Here is a 19,798-nt window from a genome sequence, read left to right as displayed (position 1 = left end):
TCACTCCTTAGGGCGCATAAACCTTCAAATTAGCATATTCCGCGATGAGCGGCGCCATTTGCCGGAAGCCGAGCTTTCCGCCGCCCAGCAGCGGGCCCCATGTAACTCCGTCGTCCTCCCAGCGGAACAAAACCATCTCATTCACGGCGAACAATAAAGCAGCTCCCTGCTTTACAATAAGCATGCGATAAGGACCGGCGGCATCCTGGACGCCGGGAATCGGATCAGCGCCTTGCGCGACGAGATGAAAGCCGTAGCTTTTGCGCAGATTGCACGTATGGAACTGGCGCTCCTCCGCCCACCTTCGGCGGAAGTAGGAAATGTGGAAGGCGTTCATATCACCATGATGATATTGATCGTAAATCCCGTTGCGCTCCGCCAGCGCCGGGTCGAACAGATCCTCGCCTCCCGCTCCTTTGGCGCTGAGAAACATGATCGCCAGTCCCGGCTCGCGAATCGGCCAGAAGTCCCATGAGATCGCAAGATCCCCCGGGAAATCCTCGGGGCACCAGTATACCAGATTCGCCTTCTGTCCCTCTCCCGGGTCGCGGGTGCTTTCCAGCCTCATCCGCCCCATCGGGAAGGAGACGGCTCCGTCCCCTTCCATCCGAAAGCCGAGAATGTCCTTCTCCGATGCCAGGGCGTTCTCATATAGAAGCTTCCATTCGGACGGAATCATGCCGTTGATATTTCCTTTACTTTCCATGGTTCTCAGCTCCCTCCGGAAGATGCTCCGAGATCAGCTCCAGCGCAATAATCGTATTGAGCGACCACTGAGCCGCTTCGTTCGTATTCATCCAATCGATTTCGTTTAATGTATCTACATGCGTAACGATTGCGGCTTCCGTCTGCAGGTCAACCTGATAGAACGGATTGCCCATCAGAATCGACCAGCATTTCCGTGCCGTTTCCGCATCTTTACGGTAATACGCGCCATAAGCGACGATCGCAGCACTGAGCACAGGATGCTCAAAATGCTTGGTGCTGATCGCACCCTGCGTCAGGACATCTTTCTCTTCCTGGGATTTGTTATAATAAACGCCGAACTCCGCGAGCATATCCTCCCATTCCGGATCCTTCAGCATGGCGGCCAGCTCGAACCATACCTGAGGGCCGCCCATACAGATCGCCAGATGCCGTCCCCAGTTATCATCGCCCATCGGGGTCAACACTCCGGTTTTTGGATCATAGCCGTAGGTAGGACCCGAGATCAGACGATAGTTCGCCTTCTTGATGCAGTCGAGACCCACCATAATTTTGTCACGGTAGGCTGTATCCTCATATCGCTCCCAACGGGTCATCCAGTTGGAGCTGAAGGCCGCCCAATCCGGACCGACCCGGATATGTGTCGGATGCTCGTCCTTCGGAAAATAAGCCCGCATCGGATCGAGATTCACCGTGGCGAAGTCCGAATCCTTCACTTCATCCATGATATCGCCGATCCGCTCATCCGCCGTTAAGTAATAATAATATCGGTGCAGTCCCGCCATACCGATGCGAGCTTCCTTGCAGCCGCAGCCCCAGTGTACGACATTGTGCCTCGAGCCGAGTCCCGCATACTCGCCAAAGTGGTATACGTCCACCTCGCTGGTGTGACGGGTCATCGCTTCCGCCATGCGGAAGATGTCTCCGCGGCCTGTCCGCAGAAACATGACCCAGAGCCACATATTCGGAGCCAGCTCCGTGTTCTGCCAGGCACAGCCGCCCAGGTCGTAGTTCCACACGTGGCGTACCGGATCATAGCTGTGCATGTAATCGCCGTAGTCCCATAAGCCGTACCATTTTCGCTGCTCTACCTCATCCTGGTAGAAAGAAATGATACCTTCCAGACGATTCTCCAGCTTTCGCTTCAGCTCACTGCTCCGGTCCGGCAAGCTCCAGAGGCCGAAGGCGCCTGCCGAGCGGTAGTACTCCGGCTCACAGACAAGCAGCGACGGGCTCTGAGACTCCTTCAGCATGCGATCCAGCTGCTCCGTCCCGGGAGTTTGCGGCAAGCACCACAGCGTCAGCTCATTTGTGTTCGCAATCCCGTAGGGCGTGGCCCGAAGCTCCTCCGCCCCTTCGTAGGAGGATTCCACATGCGTTTCCGTATCATAATGGCGCAGGTCCATCGGCTCACAGTCCGGTGACCAGAGCCATACCGTGAAGGCCGCCTCTGAGCCGGCTGTTCCGTGCACCTCCAACCCGGACGGATGCTTCTTCCAAAAATGCCTCAGGCCGGCGGCTAAGCCTCCTCCTTCTCCGCCAACGTACCCGAGCCCCCCGGCACGATGTCCGTCGGTCACCTTCACCCAGCTGCAGCCCTCCTTGGTTCGCTTCGAGAGGCGGTAGTGCTCCGAGGAGCTCTGCACCAGCTTGAAGCTGTCCCAGGTTGCCGAATCGTCCAGCAGGCTGAGGAAGTAGGCATCCTCCGCAGCATCGAAGGCGACCGGCTGTCCCGCCGTTTGGCGCTCGAACAGCTCACGATATTTGCCCTTCGTACGACGGGTATGAAGCGTCTTCGGCGATTCGCTGAAATAGCCGCTGTCTCCTGCGAAACGGACATGACGATTGTACTGAGCCCCCTTCATCGGCACGGCGAAGCGAATTCCGAGCCCCTTGATAAAATCCTGATGCGGGTTTCCGTCATAAAAAAACGTATGCACCAGCCGTATCGAATCCAGTCCGGCATATACATACAACCTCAGCGTGAAAGGCAGCCATTCTCGAGTGCCGTTGACACCGCGATGCCTTCCGTCCAGCCTCACGACGGCACGCAGGGGTCCTGCTTGCTCCACAACAGCTCGAAGAAGCCGGCTCTCGAAGCGCAGCTCCCGGGTCATTGCTGCACCTGAAACTTCACTGCGTTCCTCCTTCAGACAGACGAGCTCTCCACCGCTGCATACCTCCGTTCCGTCCCGGACGATACTCCGCAATAAGCCGGCTCCCCGCTTGCCCAAGGTTACGACGATGACTCCCGTATCCAGGGCGATCGTGTCTTCCGTTTCCGTTACAGCCACGTTATGCTTAGGATCGGACGCCTGCCCTTTCTTCAAGGTAAGACCTTCACCCTCTCCTCTGCCCAGTACGGCAGCATGGGCCGACCACTTCACACTGCCGTCCGGCCAAAAAGCTGTAGGCCAGCTTTGCACCGGCACCGCCTGTCCGTCTCCCGACGCCTGCAGACAAAGCGGTTCCTCCCGCTTCAGCTCGCCTTCCTTCCAAGGAACTCCCCAGGTCACTCCGACAGGCAAGGATGCTTCCTGCTGCAGCCACCGCAATGCAATCTTCGTTTCCGCTGACATGATCTCTCCCTCTCCTTCCCAATCATAGTCCCATTGTAGGAAGCAGCCGCTTTGCCTTCAATGGGACTTTATTGTTCGAGGGAACGATGCCGTTTGGACTTTTTTTACCGCTTTGCACATCCTTGCCGATCAAGAATTCCGGCTCAGCTCCCGGTAGCGCGTCGGAGTCATGCCTTCCAGCTTCTTGAAGATCCGGTTGAAATAGCTGTGCTGATAGCCTACCATCCCGGCGACATCATTGATCTTCAATTCCGACTCCCGCAGCAGCTGCTTCGCCTTCTCAATGCGCAGCTCCGTCAAATAATCGATAAAGTTTTTTCCGGTCACCTGCTTAAACGACTTGCTCAGAAAGAACGGATTCGTACCGATATGATCCGCGCAGTTGTCGAGCGAGATGTCCTGCTGATAATTTTCCTGCAAATAGATCATCGCCTGCTCGATAATCCGCTTCACCTGAGCGTCGGAACGGCCGGTAAGCTCTCTCAGGAATGGAGCGACGACCTTCTCATGGAACCATTCCAGAATTTGTTTCGGCTCACGAATCTGGGATAATTGCTCGTACAGATTCGCACCCTTGAATAATCGGCTTGGCTGGATGCCCGATACCATAATGGCATGCTGAATGCTTCCTAATAGATGCAGCATCCCTTGCTGAACGTCAATTTCCTTGGCCCCCTTGCCGGACAAGGTGCGCAGGAAGTCATTTAACAAATCGTAGGCTTCCTCTTCCCTTCCCGTACGAAGCGCCTGAATCAGCTCACGCTCCAGGTTGAACGGATAAGGAAGGATCTCCGTCTCATTATCTTCCCGACCGTCCTCCTGCAAATCGATTAGCTGATTCACATTCTCGTAGCTGCGATAGCTGACGGAATGCTTCGCCTGCTCGAAGGCAAGAGGCACCTCCGAGATGTGAGGCACGGTGCGGCTGATCGCCATGGCGACCCGCATTTTCAATATTTTGTTAATGTAATCCGTTAATTGCTCGCAAAAGCCCTGCAATCTCTCGCGGTAGTCATCCTCTTTCTCCACCATGAGCAGCAGCCCGGCCGTCAAATCGTGGAAGTTGATCGTATCGCTCTGCTCGAAATATTCGGAGGCGAGCTCTCCGATCATGTTGACCGCAGCGAAGGTCACAAGGCCCTCATCACCGTCGCGGAACTTCCCTTCGACGCTCGTAATTCCAAGCAGTTGTACATAAACAACGATATATCGGCGGCTCCGCACGTCCCACTTAAAACGCTCCATTCGGCGCAGCAGATCCTCTTCCGAATAAGCCGAAAGGTATCCCTGCAGCAGCTGATGCAGGAAGCTCTCCTTCACATGGGGAAGCTGCTCCGAGAGCTTCGTGTTCAGCTCCAGGCTCTCCCTACGCAGGTGTTCCCACTGCTTCTCCATGAGCGTGAATTCATCCTCCGCCCCGACTGCAACGGCATTCCCGCCAAGCAAAGTAACCAGCCGCTTCACCGGTGAATAGATCCGCCGTGAAGCCAGCCAAGCCAAAAGTCCTGCAATAAGCAGCGCCATAAGACTTAAAGAAATAATGAGCTTGGATATAAAGACCACCGGCGATGTGATGCTCGTAATCGGAGAAGCGGATACAAAGGTCCAATCAGCGGCTATTCGTGACAAATTTCCGTAGGACACAGTGTATGTCGTATCTTTCCATGTAAAGACGAAGGATCCTTTACCCGAACCCGCCGTCTGTATTTTCTCACGCAATGCCGTAACCAGAGGAGAGCTGGAAGCGCTTCCTGTGCCGGATACGAATAAATCACCCGAGCTTTGCAATAAGAACGTCTCCCCATCGTGATAAGGCGACATCGTTTGGAGCATATTCGCAACCTTCTGTTCGTCAAAACGGAAAATCAACGCACCGAAGGGCTGAAGGCTTCCGCCGGGAACCTGGTGAACGAGAGCCAGGTCCTTGCTCTCCGGACGGCTCGGATCAAATGCCCACTGCGTCCAATACGTCACATTTTTTCCTTGAATCAACGGCTCGTACACAGCTGTGGCCTTCTGCGGGTCCACTCCCGTATATTCGGGATAAAACAAAACAGGCTGCTTACCGCCGACATAGAGCTCAGCCCGCTTCACCATGGAATTGGAGCCTTGCATCACGATCAGTGTCTTGGTGATGTCCTGCGTTCTGTCGAAGTTTTTAACAAAATCATAGCCGTTTAAGCTGTAGTCGAATTTGTTATCGAAGGCCCAGTGGGACAGCAGCATTTCCAAGTTGCCCAGCTGATCGTCGATATTGTGCGATCTCTGCTCGATCTGCTGATGATGAAGCTGCAAGAGCTCCTTCTCCACTCGCCCGCCGGCCATCCAATAAACGAATGCCCCTAGGATGAGCCCGGGGATTCCGGAGACGATAAAGATCATGATCAGACTCTTCTTATAAAAGCGCATGATGTCACCATCCGATTCGAGAATTACTTGTCAGGAAGCTTCTTCATAGCGTATTACGTCAGAACGGCTCCTGCAAGTGAATATTCCGACTCCTTTCATTACTTTTCCGACTTTCTTATTATATTCGACCTGATGATGGAAAAAAAGGACCGTCCTGCCGTCCCTGAAGTGAAACTTCTCTTCAAGTAACAGGCGGAACAGTCCTTCCTCAGCGGCTTACTTCTTCGCAGTAGCGGCGTAGAGCTCGTTCATTTCCTTCACCAGATCGTCCCCGCCGGATTTCTTCCAGGTGTCGAAGGCTGCGTTCAAGGCTGCCTCATCGATTTGGCCTACAATGAATTTGATGCGCGCGTCGTTGATGATATTATCCAGCTGCTGCCCCTTTTGCGAGTAAACCTTCGAGATGAAAGGCTCCGCAGGGTTCGCTACGATGTACTGCTCTGCTTCCTTCTGAATCTTGGTTGTTTGCAGACGAAGCGGAGTTTGCTTCACCTTGAGGCCGCGGTCTTCCGGAATAAACGTCAGCATTTGGTTCAAGCCTTCTACTTCGGCCTCAAGCAGCGCCGCATCCTTGGAAGGCATTACCGCGTCCCCGTCCTTCGTATAATGCTTGCCTTCGATGCCGTAGCCGGCCAAGGTTTGCAGTTCCGGCTCGTTCATTTGATCGATGAATTTCAGCACGCGCTTCAATTCTTCTTCCGTCTTCACGGTCGACTTCGGAATCGCCAGCATTCCGGCGAAGCCCGAGGTTGGCAATGCTTTCAATCCGTGCTTGCCCGTGACGCCGATCATATTGTCGACGTAGTGCACATCCGGCTTATCCTTGCCTTCCTTCTGCAGCAGCTGATGGATTTTATCGTCCAAACGCGCCGCATTATCGGTTACGTCAACGATAACCCCAGCTTGACCGTTGACAACCGGATCGTTCCACTTCGCCGAATCAAACACGGCAAAATCCTGGTTGATCAGCTTTTCGTCATACAGTTTCTTCATGAATTTCAACGCTTCAAGATACTCGGCCGTTTGATGCTCCGGTACCATTTTCCCGTCCTTAATGCCCCACTTGTTCGGAGCTCCGAACCAGAGCTTGATCGTATCAAAGCCGCTGGCCCATTGACCGGTCCATTTCACGAGCACCATACCGTAGGTGTCATCCTTGCCGTTCTTATCTGGATCCTTTTCTTTAAACGCTTTCAACATGTTGTAGAAGTCGTCGATCGTTTTTGGCGGCTGCATGCCGACCGCTTCCAACCAATCCTTACGGTAGTTGATACCGTTTCGACCCAAGGCGCGACCGCGGTAAATACCGTAGTTTTTGCCGTCAATGGAGGAGTTATTCATGATGACCGGATTGGCTTTGCTGAGATTCGGGAAATCCTTCAGGTAAGGTCCCACTTCCCAGAACGCCCCGGATTTCGCCGCATTGACGAAGCTTGGATTTTTCACATCCCCGACATAAATGATATGAGGCAGCTTGCCGGAAGCAAGAGTAATGTTAAACTTATCGGTATAAGAGGAGTTCGGCACCCACTCGAGATGGATGTTAGTATTCGTTTTTTTCTCGATCTCGGTAGTAACCGGGCCGTCGTCCTTCGGATAATTCGTTTTGAAAATCGGAATCATGATCGACAGGTCGAGCGGAGCCTGGCTTTGGGCCGATTGTCCGTTAGCAGCCCCTGCAGTACCGGACGGTGCCGCTTCCTTCCCCGTGCTGCAGCCGATGACACTTGTCATGGCAACCGTACCGACTGCCGCCATGGAAATCCATTTTTTCGTGTTTTTCTTCATTTTCTTTTGCCTCCCTTATATTCTTACTATATATCGTAATCCGTATTACCCCTTGACCGAGCCGATCAAGACCCCTTTGGCAAAATGCTTTTGCAGGAACGGATAGACGAGCAAAATGGGAATGGTGCCTACAACGATAACAGCCATCTTGATGGATTGCTCCGGCGGCTTCACGAAGCTTGGGTCCATCGAGTTCAAGTCGCCTGCCGCTGCCTGCGAGAGCAGAACGATCTGTCTCAGCATAACCTGCAGAGGCCACTTGGAAGGATCATTGATGTAGAGCAGCGCCGAGAAGAAGTTATTCCAATGACCGACCGCATAAAATAAGGTGAAGGTGGCCAGCACCGGCATCGATAACGGCAGGACGATTTTCCAAAGCAGCCCTAGCTCCGAGCAGCCGTCGATTTTGGCCGCCTCCTCCAGCTCCGGAGGGAGCTCTTGAAAGAAGTTTTTCACGATGATCAGGTTAAATGCGCTGATGGCGCCGGGAATCATTAACGCCCAGTACGTATCCAGCAGATGCAGCTCGCGAACGACCAGATAGGTTGGAATCAAGCCTCCGCCGAACAGCATCGAGAAAATAATGAGATTCAGCACCGTATTGCGGCCCATCAAATTTCTCTTCGATAACGCATAAGCCATCGAAACGGTGAAGAACAGATTGACTAGCGTACCTAGCACCGTTACATAAATCGAAACCCAAATACTTTTGATGATCGTGTCCGTGGAGAAAATAAATTCATAAGCGGACGTAGTGAACGTCTCCGGGATCAGGAACACGGCCCTCTTGGTCAGCTCCGCATCCGAGGCGAAGGAGCCGGCGATCACATATAGGAAAGGGAGAACGGAGACAATCCCGACAAGCCCAAGCAGCACATAGTTGGATAAGTCAAAGATCGTTCCGCCGATCGTTCTATATCTTTTGCCCATGCTGTTACCTCCTTTGTTTCATTAATAAATGTTTCATTAATAAATGCTTGCCTGCCCGAAACGCTTCGCCAGCCAGTTCGAGCCCATCACCAGAATGATGCCTACAATCGCTTTAAACAATCCGACCGCCGTACTATAGCTGAACGCACCTTGAGTGATACCCATCATATATACGTACGTATCGAATACCTCCGCAACCTCCCGATTGAGCGGATTGAGCATCAAGAAGATTTGCTCGAAGCCGTTATCGAGGACATCGCCCATTCGGAGAATAAGCAGAATGATAATGGTGCTGCGGATGGACGGCAGCGTAATGTGCCACGTTTGTCTCCAGCGGTTGGCTCCGTCCATGATCGCCGCTTCATATTGCTCTACATCCACACCGGCAAGCGCTGCCAGGAAGATGATCGTACCAAAGCCGCATTCCTTCCAGATCGTCTGAATGATGATCATCGGCCGGAACCAGTCGGGGCTGGCAAGAAATTCGATTTTCGCCCCGGTATACTTCATCAGAAGCTCGTTAATCAGTCCGCCCTCTGTTGTCAGAAACACATAGGTTAAGCTGGCTACGATAACCATCGAAATAAAGTGCGGTACATACACTAACGTCTGAATCGTCCTTTTGTAGAATGCCACCCTGACTTCATTTAATAGAAGCGCAAGAATGATCGGCGCCGGGAAAAAGAACAGCAGGTTGTAGAACGAGAGCAGCAGCGTATTGCGCAGCAGCATGAAAAATTCAGGATTGCTGAAGAAAACCCGAAAATGCTCAAGGCCGACCCATTCGCTTTTCCAAAATCCTAAAAACGGCTGATAGTTTTTAAAAGCGAGCAGTACGCCCCACATCGGCACGTATTTAAAAATGATGAAATATAATAGGCCCGGCAGTAAAAGCAAGTACAGCCATTTATCCTTCCGCAGCCGCCCCAGGACACTTGTCCGGCTGGAAGTTTCGGTTTTATTTTTCTGTAAATGCTCGATTGAGCTGGGAGCAGCCGTTTGCTTCATCCCCTGCACCTCCAAATAATTTATCGCGTAGCAACCGGTGTAAGCTGATTATCTCCTCTCCCCGGCTTTCCGCCAATCGGAAATTCTTGAAAATGCGGGATTTACCGGACTTTGCACCCCCTTTCAAAATAGTGCAAACCCGGCAAAACTAGAGTAGTAACAGGTAAAATGCGCGCAAAAAGCTACTATTGTCCCCATCCGGGAAACCGAATATAGTTAATGTATTAATGAAGAAAAAGGTGATAAGGTTGGCAAGCAAACTATATCATGGAGCCGCCTGGTATCCTGAGCTTTGGGACGAAGCGGTGCTGAAGCAGGACATCGAGCTCATGAAACAAGCCGGAATGAACGTCATGCGGATCGGCGAATTTGCCTGGTCCCGTATGGAGCCGACAGAAGGAAACATCGATATTAGCTTTTTTGTGGAAATCATCGAGCGCTTGTACGAAAACGGCATTGAGACTGTTATGTGCACCCCGACACCGACGCCGCCGATCTGGTTCTCGCATGGTCATCCCGAACGCATGTATGTGAACGACCAGCTGCAGGTCATGGGGCACGGCTCACGTCAGCATGCTTGTACGAACCAGCCTTATTTTCGTCAGAAAGCGGCGATGATTACAGAGCATATTGCCAAGGCGGTCGGACGCTTGCCCGGTCTCATCGGCTGGCAGATCGACAACGAATTTAAGGCTCACGTTTCCGAATGCATGTGCGCCACTTGCCTGACCCAATGGCATGCATGGCTGGAAGAGCGCTACGGCACGATCGAGAAGCTGAACGAAGCATGGGGCACGGACATCTGGAGCGAGTATTACCTCAGCTTCGATCAAGTGCCGCAGCCTGGTCCTACTCCGTTCCTTCACAACTCTTCCTTGAAGACGATGTACCAGCTGTTCTCTTATGAGAAGATCGCTCAGTTCTCGGACGAGCAGGCCGCGATTATCCGGCAGTACTCCGATGCCCCGATCACCCATAACAGCAGCGTCGCCTTCAGCGTAGATAACGAACGGTTATTCCGCGAGCTGGATTTCGCGTCGTTCGATACGTATGCAACCTTTAATAATTTCCCTGCTTATCTGATTAATAACGATCTGTGGAGAAATTTTAAACGAGGCCGCGATTATTGGATTATGGAGACGAGTCCCTCCCACGCCGCTTCGCTTGAGAGCTACGCCGCTCCTCATCCGAACGGCTACTTGAGGGCCGAGGCTGTGGCCGCTTATGCTTTAGGCGCAGAAGCGTTCTGCTATTGGCTGTGGAGACAGCAGCGCGCCGGCTGCGAGCAGCCGCACGGATCGGTGCTCAGTGCCTGGGGCAAGCCGACCGTCGGCTATGCCAATGTGCTTGAGGTGGAGGAAGCCCGGCAGAGAATCGAGCCAACCATGCTGGCTACTCGCCCTCGGCAGGCGGAGGTAGCCATGACCTACTCCGATCGTTCCAAGGCGTTCTTACGTACGGAGCCGCACCGGAAAATGAATCATCGCGGGCTGGTCACTCACTTCTACGAGCAAATTCTTCATACGGGCGTTCATCGGGACCTCATTCCGGAGGGAGCGAGCCTGGAAGGCTATAAGCTTCTCTTTACGCCTTTCCTGCCTTACCTCTCCGACGAGCTTCTGGAACGCGCCACCGCATTCGTCGCGAATGGCGGCGTGTGGGTAATCGGACCGCTGACCGGGGGACGTACGGAGGAGCACACCGTCCAGACGACAGCGGCACTCGGGAAGCTCGAGGCAGTAGCAGGCGTGGAAACGCTATACACGTTCCCTATGGACGGCAGCGGCTCCTTAAACGGCGCCTTGGACAACACCTCAGGCGGCTCCATTGGCGGTGCGCTGGGAAGCGCCTTTGGGGTAACCGCTCCGCTCTCGCTGTGGAGCGCCGTCTTCGAGCCTAAGGAGGCTGAGGCGGTGGGCACTGTCGTCGCCGGTGTAACGCCGGGGCTGAGCTTTATTACCGAGAAGCGCCATGGCCAAGGCAAAATCGTCATGCTCGGCTCGATGCCTGCCGGTGAGGCGGGCGACCTGCTGCTTCGAAGCCTCATCACCCATTATGCGGAGGAGGCCGGAGTAACCGTACGCTCCGATGTGACGAAAGGCACGATCGTGGCGCCTCGCCGTGGAGACGGCTACGACGTTTGGGTCGTCGTGAACATGGACGGCGCCGGCGGCAGCGTTACGCTTCCGAAGGACGGCTTCGATCCGGTTACGCAGGAGCGCTACCCGGCTGGCAAGCTGGAGCTGGGCCGTTTCGAGTATAAGGTGATTCAGTTCGATGGCGGTTTGTAACGTGACTTTTTCACTTTACAGGGCCCAGTTGGACTCATATTCGGCACATTAAGGTGATTTGATAACGTTACAGCAAGCGGTTCCGGGCCAGGATAGGCACCGGACGCCCTGTAACGTTATTTTTTCACCCTACAGTCGCAGCTGAACTCATGTTCGCTACATTAAGGTGATTCCATAACGTTACAGGAATCCTCCCGCATATACACTAAAATACGAAAAATCCCGCCCCCTCGAACTTCATCGAAGGTAGCGGGATTTTCTTATAACGCTGCCTTAGCAGCCATTGCCGAACAAATTTTTCTTCGCATTCAGCACCTCGGCAAGGAAAACCAGCGTCAAGCCTTGTCCCCAGCCTTGAATGCGCTTGTCCGGCACACCTTTGTAGCCTGCAGCGTCATTCATGACAGCCGTGCCTGCCGAAACTCCGGTAACGGTGCCGTCCTCGGTAATGCGGGCCAACATACCGTCGATTGAGCGCTGAGTATACTTATTGTAAATGCGTCCGCGCGTCATCAGCGCCGTGGCAATACCGGCCGAGCCCGATGTCTCCAATGGAGATGTTGGATCATCGACAATGGTGTGCCACAAGCCCGACTCATGCTGCAAGCGCACCAGCGCGCTCAGTTGATCGCGAAGGCTGCCGTCGATAAGCATGAACGACGGGTGGGTTACCGGCACCAGGTTCAGCGCGCGAGCCATCGTCAGCGCCGCCCAGGAGTTGCCTCTCGCCCAGTGAATGGCGGACATGTTGTTCTGTGCCAGGTTGTCCCAGCCGTGGTAGTACAGATTCGTCACCGAATCCTGAAGACAATTCTCATGGCCGTGATACTGCTTCAGGCCGTCCTCGAAGTAGTCGTCCCGCTTCAGCAGCGCCCCTACCCTCAGGAGGAAGTAGCCGGCCATAAACATCGTATCCACCCATGCCTGCTCCGGGAAGTTATAGGACTCGGAATTGACGGTATGCTGGAAGATCCCGTCCCCGAAGCGCTCTGCTTCGTTCGTCAAAAATTCCGCCATTTCCTTCACCGTATCGAGATACTTCTCTTCTTTATACACTTCGTAAAGGGTCAAGAGCGAATGACCGATGGATACGGCGTTAACCGATAGCTTCGGCAGACCGTCCTCCATATTTTCGTCGACCCATGCCTTCAGCTTTGTCAAATACTCTTCTTTGCCTGTGGCGGCATAAGCCTCACAAACCCCATAGAAGGCGACACCGCCTGGCCAGTCCCAGCTGAAATCCATACGGAACGTTCGGTCTACAACCCGGTCGATTGTCGTTTTGATTACATCTTCGTCAAACACTAGCTTCGGCATTTCCGGTACATCTCCTCTCATGTTGATTATCCTTTCAAACCGCTGGTGCTAATACCCTCTACTATATAACGCTGGAATACGAAGAATACGATAAAAATGGGAACAAGCGATAAGGTTGCCATAGCGAACATGCCGCCCCAGTTGTTCAGGGATTCTCCGTCAAGGAACAGCTTGAGGGCAAGCGAGACCGGGTACAGCTCCGGTTTGTTCAAATAAAGCAGCGGGTTGATGAAATCATCCCATCTCCAGTAGAACGAGAAGATGGTAGAAGTGATCAGCGCCGGAGCGATCAGCGGAACGATGACCCGGAAGAAGATCGTGTACTTGCTGCAGCCATCCATCTTCGCCGCCTCGTCCAGCTCCGCAGGTATAGTCCGGATGAACTGCATGATCAGGAAGATGAAGAACGGTACGGCGAAAAACTGCGGAACAATGACCGGCTTAAAGGAAGCGAGCCAGTTCATTTTGGCGAACATGACATACTGCGGGATGATCGTTACGTCATGCGGCAGCATCATCGTCATCATCATGCAGGCAAACCAGAAATTTTTCCCGGCGAACGGAATCCGGGCGAACGCATAAGCCACAAGAGCCGAGCTGGCTACAGCGCCGATCGTGGAAACAATAACGATATAAAGCGAGTTTTTGAAGAAGGTCGCGAACGTATTCCCCGCGAAGCCCTTCCAGCCGGTCTGGTAATTCTCCCAAGCGATTCGGCTTGGAATGAGGTTATATGCCGTCGTGAAGATCTCATCGTTCGGCTTTAAAGAGCTCGAAATGAGCCAAAGTATCGGATAAATCATGATCAGCGCAAGACCGCCTACGATAAGGTGGTACAGAAACGGCTTGAGCTTTTTGCCGATGGAGCTGCGGGGAACCGATACGCCCGGTGCCGCCGATGTGTTGATTGGTTTGCTGACAGCCATCTTAACGATCCCCTTTCGCTTCGTAATGAACCCAATACTTGGAGGTTTGGAACAGCAGCAGCGCGATGAGTCCGATAAGGATCAGCATCACCCATGCCATGGCGGACGCATAACCCATTTCGTAGAACTGGAACGCCCGGCGGTACAAATACAAGGAATAGAGCAGCGTATTATCCAGTGGCCCGCCTTCGCCCCGGGAAATAATATAAGCCGGTGTGAACGTCATGAAGGCCGAGATCGTCTGCATGATCAGATTAAACAGAATGATCGGACTGAGCAGCGGAAGCGTAATTTTGAAAAATTGATGCACCCGGTTCGCGCCGTCCACACTGGCCGCCTCGTAATACGATTGCGGGATGTTTTTGAGCCCGGCGAGGAAGATTAGCATCGAAGAGCCGAACTGCCATACCGATAGAGCAATGAGCGTCCAAAGCGCCGTATCGGGACTGCCGATCCAAGAGGTGCTTGTATGAATGCCTATCAGAGCCAGAGCGGAGTTGAGCAAGCCTTTGTCCCCGAACACTTGGGTCCACATGATGGCAACCGCGACGCTGCCCCCGATAAGAGACGGCAGGTAGTACGAGGAGCGATACAACCCGATGCCCATCATTGCTTTGTTCAGAAGCATGGCGACCGCCAGCGCGAAGGCCAGACGCAGCGGAACGCTGCCGAGCACGTAAGTGAAGGTAACCTGAACGGACTTCCAATATTTATCGTCCCCGGTGAACATTTTCTCGTAATTATCAAGGCCGATCCAACGGGGCGCCTCGAACAGATTGTAGTCCGTAAACGAATAATAGAGCGATGAGAAGATCGGGTACATGGTGAAAATCAGAAACCCGAGTATGAACGGCGATGCAAAGATATACCCGACCAGGTTGTCGTGATCCCGCAGCTTCGACATGATAGCTTCAACCCCTAAACGAAAATTTTATCTACATTGCTGTGCTATAAGGTAATTATAGTAAGGATCACCCGCGTCATGAAGGCAAAAAACCGTTGTCTTTGTTTAATTAACCGAGGTCTGCATCCACCCGCTTGAGCATAGAAAAGCCAGGCTCGTCATTGACGAAGCCTGGCTCCCTTAAGACAGCTTATTTCTTGTTTTTGGCCAAGATCGCATTGGCATCCTTGCGGAATTTCGCCGCAGCGTCCTGTACAGACAGCTTCTTATACAGAATTTGCTCTACCGTATCCTTGAGGAGCTTATCTACCTCTACTGCGCCCACTGGATTCGGAGGATCCATCTGGGAGCTGTTCTTCTCCGCCCAAGCGACATATTCGAATACCTTCTTCTGCTCCGGCGTAAGATCCGGCATGAGCGCGTCCTTCACCTTGGACGAAACCGGTACGCCGCGCTCGCCCTTGATAATCTTGTTCGCTTCAATATCGTTCAGGAAGAAATCCACGAACTTCGCTGCTTCTTCCTTCACCTTGGACGATTTGGCGATGGAGAAGTACATGCTCGGCTTCAGGTACAGCGCCTTATTCTGGCTCCAGCCCGGTACCGGATGAATCTCCAGCGGACGCTTCGCTGCGTTGGCCGCCAGGATGTACTGGTTCGACCAGCCGTTGGAGGAAGCGGCATTACCCATAACCATCTCATCGTCTTCCGGCGTGCCCTTCTTCTGTGCAAGCTTGTCTAGTGGGAGCAGATAGCCGGCATCATACCATTTTTGGTACATTGTGTAGAAATCGATAAACGGCTTGTCATCGGCGTAGCCCAAGGATGCGCCGTCCGCTGCATACATCTTCTGCCCTTGTCCTCTCAGATAGAACGGGAAGTACACGTCATGACGCAGATCCGCTGCGATCATTTTGCCTTTGGACTTCAGCTTGGAAGCTACCTCTTCCCAATCGGCGAACGTCCAGTCCTGCTTAAGAGTCACTCCGGCATCCTTCAGCATCTGAGGATCTATGGTCGAGCCCAGCACGTTGGAGCCCAGGTTCATCGCTACCAGCTTGCCGCCGACCTTACCGCCGGACAGGTTGTTCTCGCTGATATCTTTTACATTAATAAGACCGTTCTTGGTATAAGGCTCCAGATCCTCCAGCTGATTTCTTTCCCCGTACTGCGAGAGGTAGGAGATATCCATTTGGAATACGTCAGGAAGTCCGTTGGCCGCAGCCTGCGGAGCAAGCTTCTTCCAGTAATCGTCGAACGCCGCATATTCCGTTTCGATTTTTACGTGCGGGTTTTTCTGCTTGTACAGTTCGATCACTTTCAGCGTATAGTCGTGACGGGATTGTCCTCCCCACCAGGCTACCCGAAGGGTTACCGGCTCCTTCTTTCCTTCTGCTGCCGGAGCCGTACCCCCGTTTGTTCCGGAACCGGAGCTCTTCGTGTCAGCTGCACCGCCGCATGCCGTAAGAAGCATTGCCGCCGACAGAACCGTTGCTAGCGCTTTTCTCATCTGTATTCCTCCCCTATTGGTTTGTTGCAGGTTAGCGTTACATCTCTTATTATCCGTTCAATAGGAGGTAAGGTGAATTCAAATTACCGATGCTTTTGTTTAAAAAGCAGAGGTTTCCGAGGACTTCATATATTCGGATGGTGTCGAACCGGTGTATTTCTTGAAAACCTGGCTGAAATATTGCGGGTTATCCCCAAACCCCAACCGTTCGGCCAGCTCGAAAATCTTAATGTCCGCCTCCTGCGAAATCAACTCCGTCGCTTTCTTGATTCTCGTCTTCATGACGTAATTGGAGAACTTCTCTCCCGTTTCCTTCTTAAACAGTTTGCCTAAATAATCGGCGTTCATATATAACATCTCATGAGCGACCCAATTGAGAGAAAGCTCGGAATTGCCAAGCTGCCCGTCGATAATATCGATCACTTTGCGGACGATGGCGCTGATTTTGACCTTGTTCTGATCATAAAATTTGGCCGTCATTTGGGCCACCGCATCCTCCAGGAACGCTTGAATCGATTGCAGCGTATTCATTTCCACAATGAGGGGAATCTTCTTAAAGTAATCGTTCATTTCTTCCGGGTCGCACTGTCTTACCAGAGAGACGAATTGCTGGATGACGTACGACTTCGTCACGTTGATGTCGAGCTGCGCATCCTTTAACCCTTGGATCAGCTCCTCCAATACCGCCGCCGCTTCTTCCTTATGACCGGATTTCACCGTCATCGTAAGCCGCTCCTCATCGAAGACCAGCTCCTTGACGGCAGCCGTTTGCGACACGGCCGTATCCTTTCGGGTTATTAAGCTTCCTTCGCCCAAATAAAACCGGTAATTCAGCAGCTGCAGCGTTTCCTTGTACAAGCTTCTCGCCTTAATAATATGATTCGGCTCACTCAGTGCGATGGTGGCGTCCATTTTATAATACTTCTGAAAAATTTCGCGCACCTCATAGATTCGCTCCTGAAGTTGGTCCGGTTCCCCCGTATCTTCAAGTACGATGAGCACGTGGTCGCCTATCGTTGTAGTGAGCAGCGGGTTATGCAGCAAATCCTGAGCAATATTCTTAATGGCAAACAGATGCTCAAACTCGAAGCTGCCTTCCAGCTGGAACAGCAGCAACCGAACCCGGTAATCGAAGTCGAGCCGGAAGAGGCTGCGGTAGTAGTCCCAATCCCGGTTTCCATACGTTTTGTTGGTCACAAACTCCTTCAGGAACTGCTCCTTCACATGCGGCATCACCTTGTTCAGCTCCTCCCGCATGCTCTGCACGAAGGATTCCTTGCTCTTCTCCTGTTCGAGCTCCGCCACAATCTCCTTAAGCGCTTCTCCGATTTTCTCCTCGTTGGTCGGCTTCAGCAAGTAGTGCCGGACACCGTACTGCATCGCCCGGCTCGCATAATCAAACTCGCCGAAACCCGACAAGAGCACGAAACGGACATGAGGATGGGTAGCGTTCACACGCTCCACCAGCTCGAGCCCATCCATCCCCGGCATCCGAATGTCGCTGATGACAATGTCGGGAGCACTTTCCTTTATACGCTCGTAGGCTTCTACCCCGTTTCTCGCCGTCCCGACCAGCTCGGTTTGTAGAGATGCCCACTCCACCATCTGCGAAATCCCATCAAGAATAATCCTTTCATCATCTACCAGCATGATCTTATACATCTTTGAACTCCTCCGTTTCTCGCGGCAGTGCGATCATCATGCGGGCCCCGCGTTCGACGTTCTCGTCCGTTTGGACGCCGTAGGCTTCGCCGAAGGTGATCTTGATCCGCTCGTCAATATTGAGCAGACCGATGCCGGTGCCCTTCGTTCGGACTTCTCCGTTTCGAATTTTATTCAGGATGTCCCGAGGTACTCCGGGACCGGTATCCTCGACGGCCAGAAACACCGTTCCATCGGATTCCCAGCCCGTGATTGAAATTTCACACGGCTCAATCGTCGGCTCCAAAGCGTAATGGATCGCATTCTCCAGCAGCGGCTGCAAGGTCAGCTTAGGGATCGGCGTACCTAGCAGCGGTTCAGGAACATCCATGCGAAAGACAAGCCTTTCCTCGAACCGTGTCTGCTGGATCGTCACATAGCTTCGCACGATATCCAGCTCCTCGCCCAGTGTGATGATCGGCTTTTTCAAATCCACTGCATTACGTAACAAAAAGGCAAGAGCCTCCACCATTTCCGAAATTTTGGCCTGGCGGTTTACCTTGGCCATCCAATTGATGGATTCCAGCGTATTGTACAGAAAATGGGGGTTGATCTGAGACTGAAGCGCTTTAAATTCGGTTTCTTTGACCAAGAGGCGATTCGCGTAATTCTCTTTGATCAGCAAATTAATCCGTTCGATCATGAAGCGGAAGCTCCGCTGCAGCAGGCCGATTTCGTCCTTGGACACCTTGTCGCCCGGAGAAAGCAAATTGGCCTCCTCGAAATTCCCCTTCTCCGCCAGCTTCATGCGTCCCATCAGATCGTAGATCGGGCGGGTCAAGCTGTAGGCAAGGCGGACACCAAGGATAATCACAACGAGAAATATACCAATGTATACAAAGATGACCAATTCCTTAATAAATACAATCTGGTTGAAGATTTGGTTGAACGGCGTAATGTTAAGGTAGGTCCAGCCCGTGTGGGGAGAACGGATTTGGGCAATAAAGTATTGTTCTCCGTCGATTTGATCGATCATGTAACGTTTGCCTGAAGCCATCGTCCCCGCCAATTGAGCGGCATCAAAGGCAGGCGTTCTTGGAAAAATCACATTGCTGCCCGAAACGAGCATCAAGTCCCCATCCTCGGAAGCAAGATCCCGTACGATTTTATCCACATTGATGCGAATGAGCAGCGTTCCTAAATAGTCGAGATCGAAATTGCTCTTATGAAACGAACGGATCGATCGGGCTGAGATTAATGCCGGGTCCTGTTTGTCCGGATAAATCCAGCGGTTTTCCCCCTGGGCGTTCGAAGCGATCTCCATCATGTCCCGCTTTTTTTCCGGATCGAATTTCAGAATGTTACCGCCTTCATGTTCCGTCCCTCGGGAATCGATGATCTGGATGGAGTATAAATACTGTTCGGAGCCCGTATAGCTGAATAAGCGGTCGATCAAAAACTGACGTATGATCAGCCGGTCATACTCGGAAGGGTTATCCCGCAGTGAGGTGAGCCAGCCCTGAATCTGCTCATCGGCAATGATGTTGTAGGACAGCTGCTCAAGCCGCTTGAGCTCCGTTTCAATCGCGGAGGAAGACAGATTGAGCACCCGAGAGGATTTATCATAGATTTGTTCATCGTATATCGAAAATGCGTACTGCTGCACCAGCACCGTAAAGGCCAGCGATGCCGCAATACTGAAGGTGATCAGCAGAGAGAGCTTGTTTTTTATTTTCATATGCCGGTAAGCGTCGATGACGAAGCGCAGACCCATAGTACGATGCCCCCTT

13 protein-coding genes are annotated in these 19,798 nt (G+C 52.7%); 1 reads left to right on the top strand and 12 read right to left on the bottom strand.

From position 1 onward, the window contains the following. Positions 1 to 7: 7 nt before the first annotated feature. From QMO62_RS04775 to QMO62_RS04750, 6 genes are all read right to left on the bottom strand, one after another. Complete coding sequence (locus QMO62_RS04775) at positions 8 to 706, bottom strand: DUF1961 family protein (protein ID WP_284638965.1); 699 nt, start codon at positions 704 to 706, stop codon at positions 8 to 10. Then, positions 696 to 3,284, bottom strand: a complete 2,589-nt coding sequence (locus QMO62_RS04770; protein ID WP_284638964.1) for an exo-rhamnogalacturonan lyase family protein — start codon at positions 3,282 to 3,284, stop codon at positions 696 to 698. Before QMO62_RS04770 ends, QMO62_RS04775 begins: the two co-directional genes overlap by 11 nt. Before the next feature lie 129 nt (positions 3,285 to 3,413). Beyond that, positions 3,414 to 5,693 carry a helix-turn-helix domain-containing protein gene (locus tag QMO62_RS04765; protein WP_284638963.1) on the bottom strand — a complete coding sequence of 760 codons (2,280 nt, stop codon included), beginning with the start codon at positions 5,691 to 5,693 and terminating at the stop codon, positions 3,414 to 3,416. A gap of 216 nt (positions 5,694 to 5,909) precedes the next feature. Continuing rightward, the gene (locus QMO62_RS04760; protein ID WP_284638962.1) at positions 5,910 to 7,481 is read right to left on the bottom strand and encodes an extracellular solute-binding protein; all 1,572 of its coding nucleotides are present in this window, start codon (positions 7,479 to 7,481) and stop codon (positions 5,910 to 5,912) included. A gap of 45 nt (positions 7,482 to 7,526) precedes the next feature. Then, a complete protein-coding gene (locus QMO62_RS04755; RefSeq protein ID WP_284638961.1) occupies positions 7,527 to 8,411 on the bottom strand; it encodes a carbohydrate ABC transporter permease in 885 nt (294 codons plus the stop codon). 36 nt (positions 8,412 to 8,447) lie between these two features. Further along, entirely contained in the window at positions 8,448 to 9,419 is a 972-nt protein-coding gene (locus QMO62_RS04750; RefSeq protein ID WP_284638960.1) for an ABC transporter permease, read from the bottom strand. Positions 9,420 to 9,646: 227 nt separating this feature from the next. Between QMO62_RS04750 and QMO62_RS04745 the strand changes: the two genes are divergently transcribed. After that, on the top strand, positions 9,647 to 11,710 hold the full coding sequence (locus tag QMO62_RS04745) for a beta-galactosidase (protein ID WP_284638959.1): 2,064 nt from the start codon (positions 9,647 to 9,649) through the stop codon (positions 11,708 to 11,710). A 273-nt stretch (positions 11,711 to 11,983) separates the two neighbouring features. Here QMO62_RS04745 and QMO62_RS04740 read toward each other — a convergent pair whose 3' ends face one another. From QMO62_RS04740 to QMO62_RS04715, 6 genes are all read right to left on the bottom strand, one after another. Next, a complete protein-coding gene (locus QMO62_RS04740) occupies positions 11,984 to 13,027 on the bottom strand; it encodes a glycoside hydrolase family 88/105 protein (protein ID WP_284638958.1) in 1,044 nt (347 codons plus the stop codon). A 26-nt stretch (positions 13,028 to 13,053) separates the two neighbouring features. After that, complete coding sequence (locus QMO62_RS04735) at positions 13,054 to 13,830, bottom strand: carbohydrate ABC transporter permease (RefSeq protein ID WP_284644862.1); 777 nt, start codon at positions 13,828 to 13,830, stop codon at positions 13,054 to 13,056. Between the two features lie 124 nt (positions 13,831 to 13,954). Further along, the gene (locus QMO62_RS04730; RefSeq protein ID WP_284638957.1) at positions 13,955 to 14,857 is read right to left on the bottom strand and encodes a carbohydrate ABC transporter permease; all 903 of its coding nucleotides are present in this window, start codon (positions 14,855 to 14,857) and stop codon (positions 13,955 to 13,957) included. A gap of 190 nt (positions 14,858 to 15,047) precedes the next feature. Beyond that, positions 15,048 to 16,367 (bottom strand): ABC transporter substrate-binding protein, encoded by a 1,320-nt coding sequence (locus tag QMO62_RS04725; protein WP_284638956.1) that lies wholly within the window; start codon positions 16,365 to 16,367, stop codon positions 15,048 to 15,050. A 99-nt stretch (positions 16,368 to 16,466) separates the two neighbouring features. Beyond that, positions 16,467 to 18,029: a response regulator transcription factor gene (locus QMO62_RS04720; RefSeq protein ID WP_284638955.1), complete on the bottom strand. Its 1,563-nt coding sequence runs from the start codon at positions 18,027 to 18,029 to the stop codon at positions 16,467 to 16,469. Further along, positions 18,022 to 19,782, bottom strand: coding sequence for a cache domain-containing sensor histidine kinase (locus tag QMO62_RS04715; protein WP_284638954.1), 1,761 nt, complete (start codon positions 19,780 to 19,782; stop codon positions 18,022 to 18,024). Before QMO62_RS04715 ends, QMO62_RS04720 begins: the two co-directional genes overlap by 8 nt. Between the last annotated feature and the right edge of the window lie 16 nt (positions 19,783 to 19,798).

Origin of the sequence: Paenibacillus silviterrae, assembly GCF_030167925.1 — a bacterium.
Classification (GTDB): domain Bacteria; phylum Bacillota; class Bacilli; order Paenibacillales; family NBRC-103111; genus Paenibacillus_G; species Paenibacillus_G silviterrae.
The sequence above is the reverse complement of the archived record's forward strand: the minus strand, read 5'-3'. Positions and strand labels throughout refer to the sequence as shown.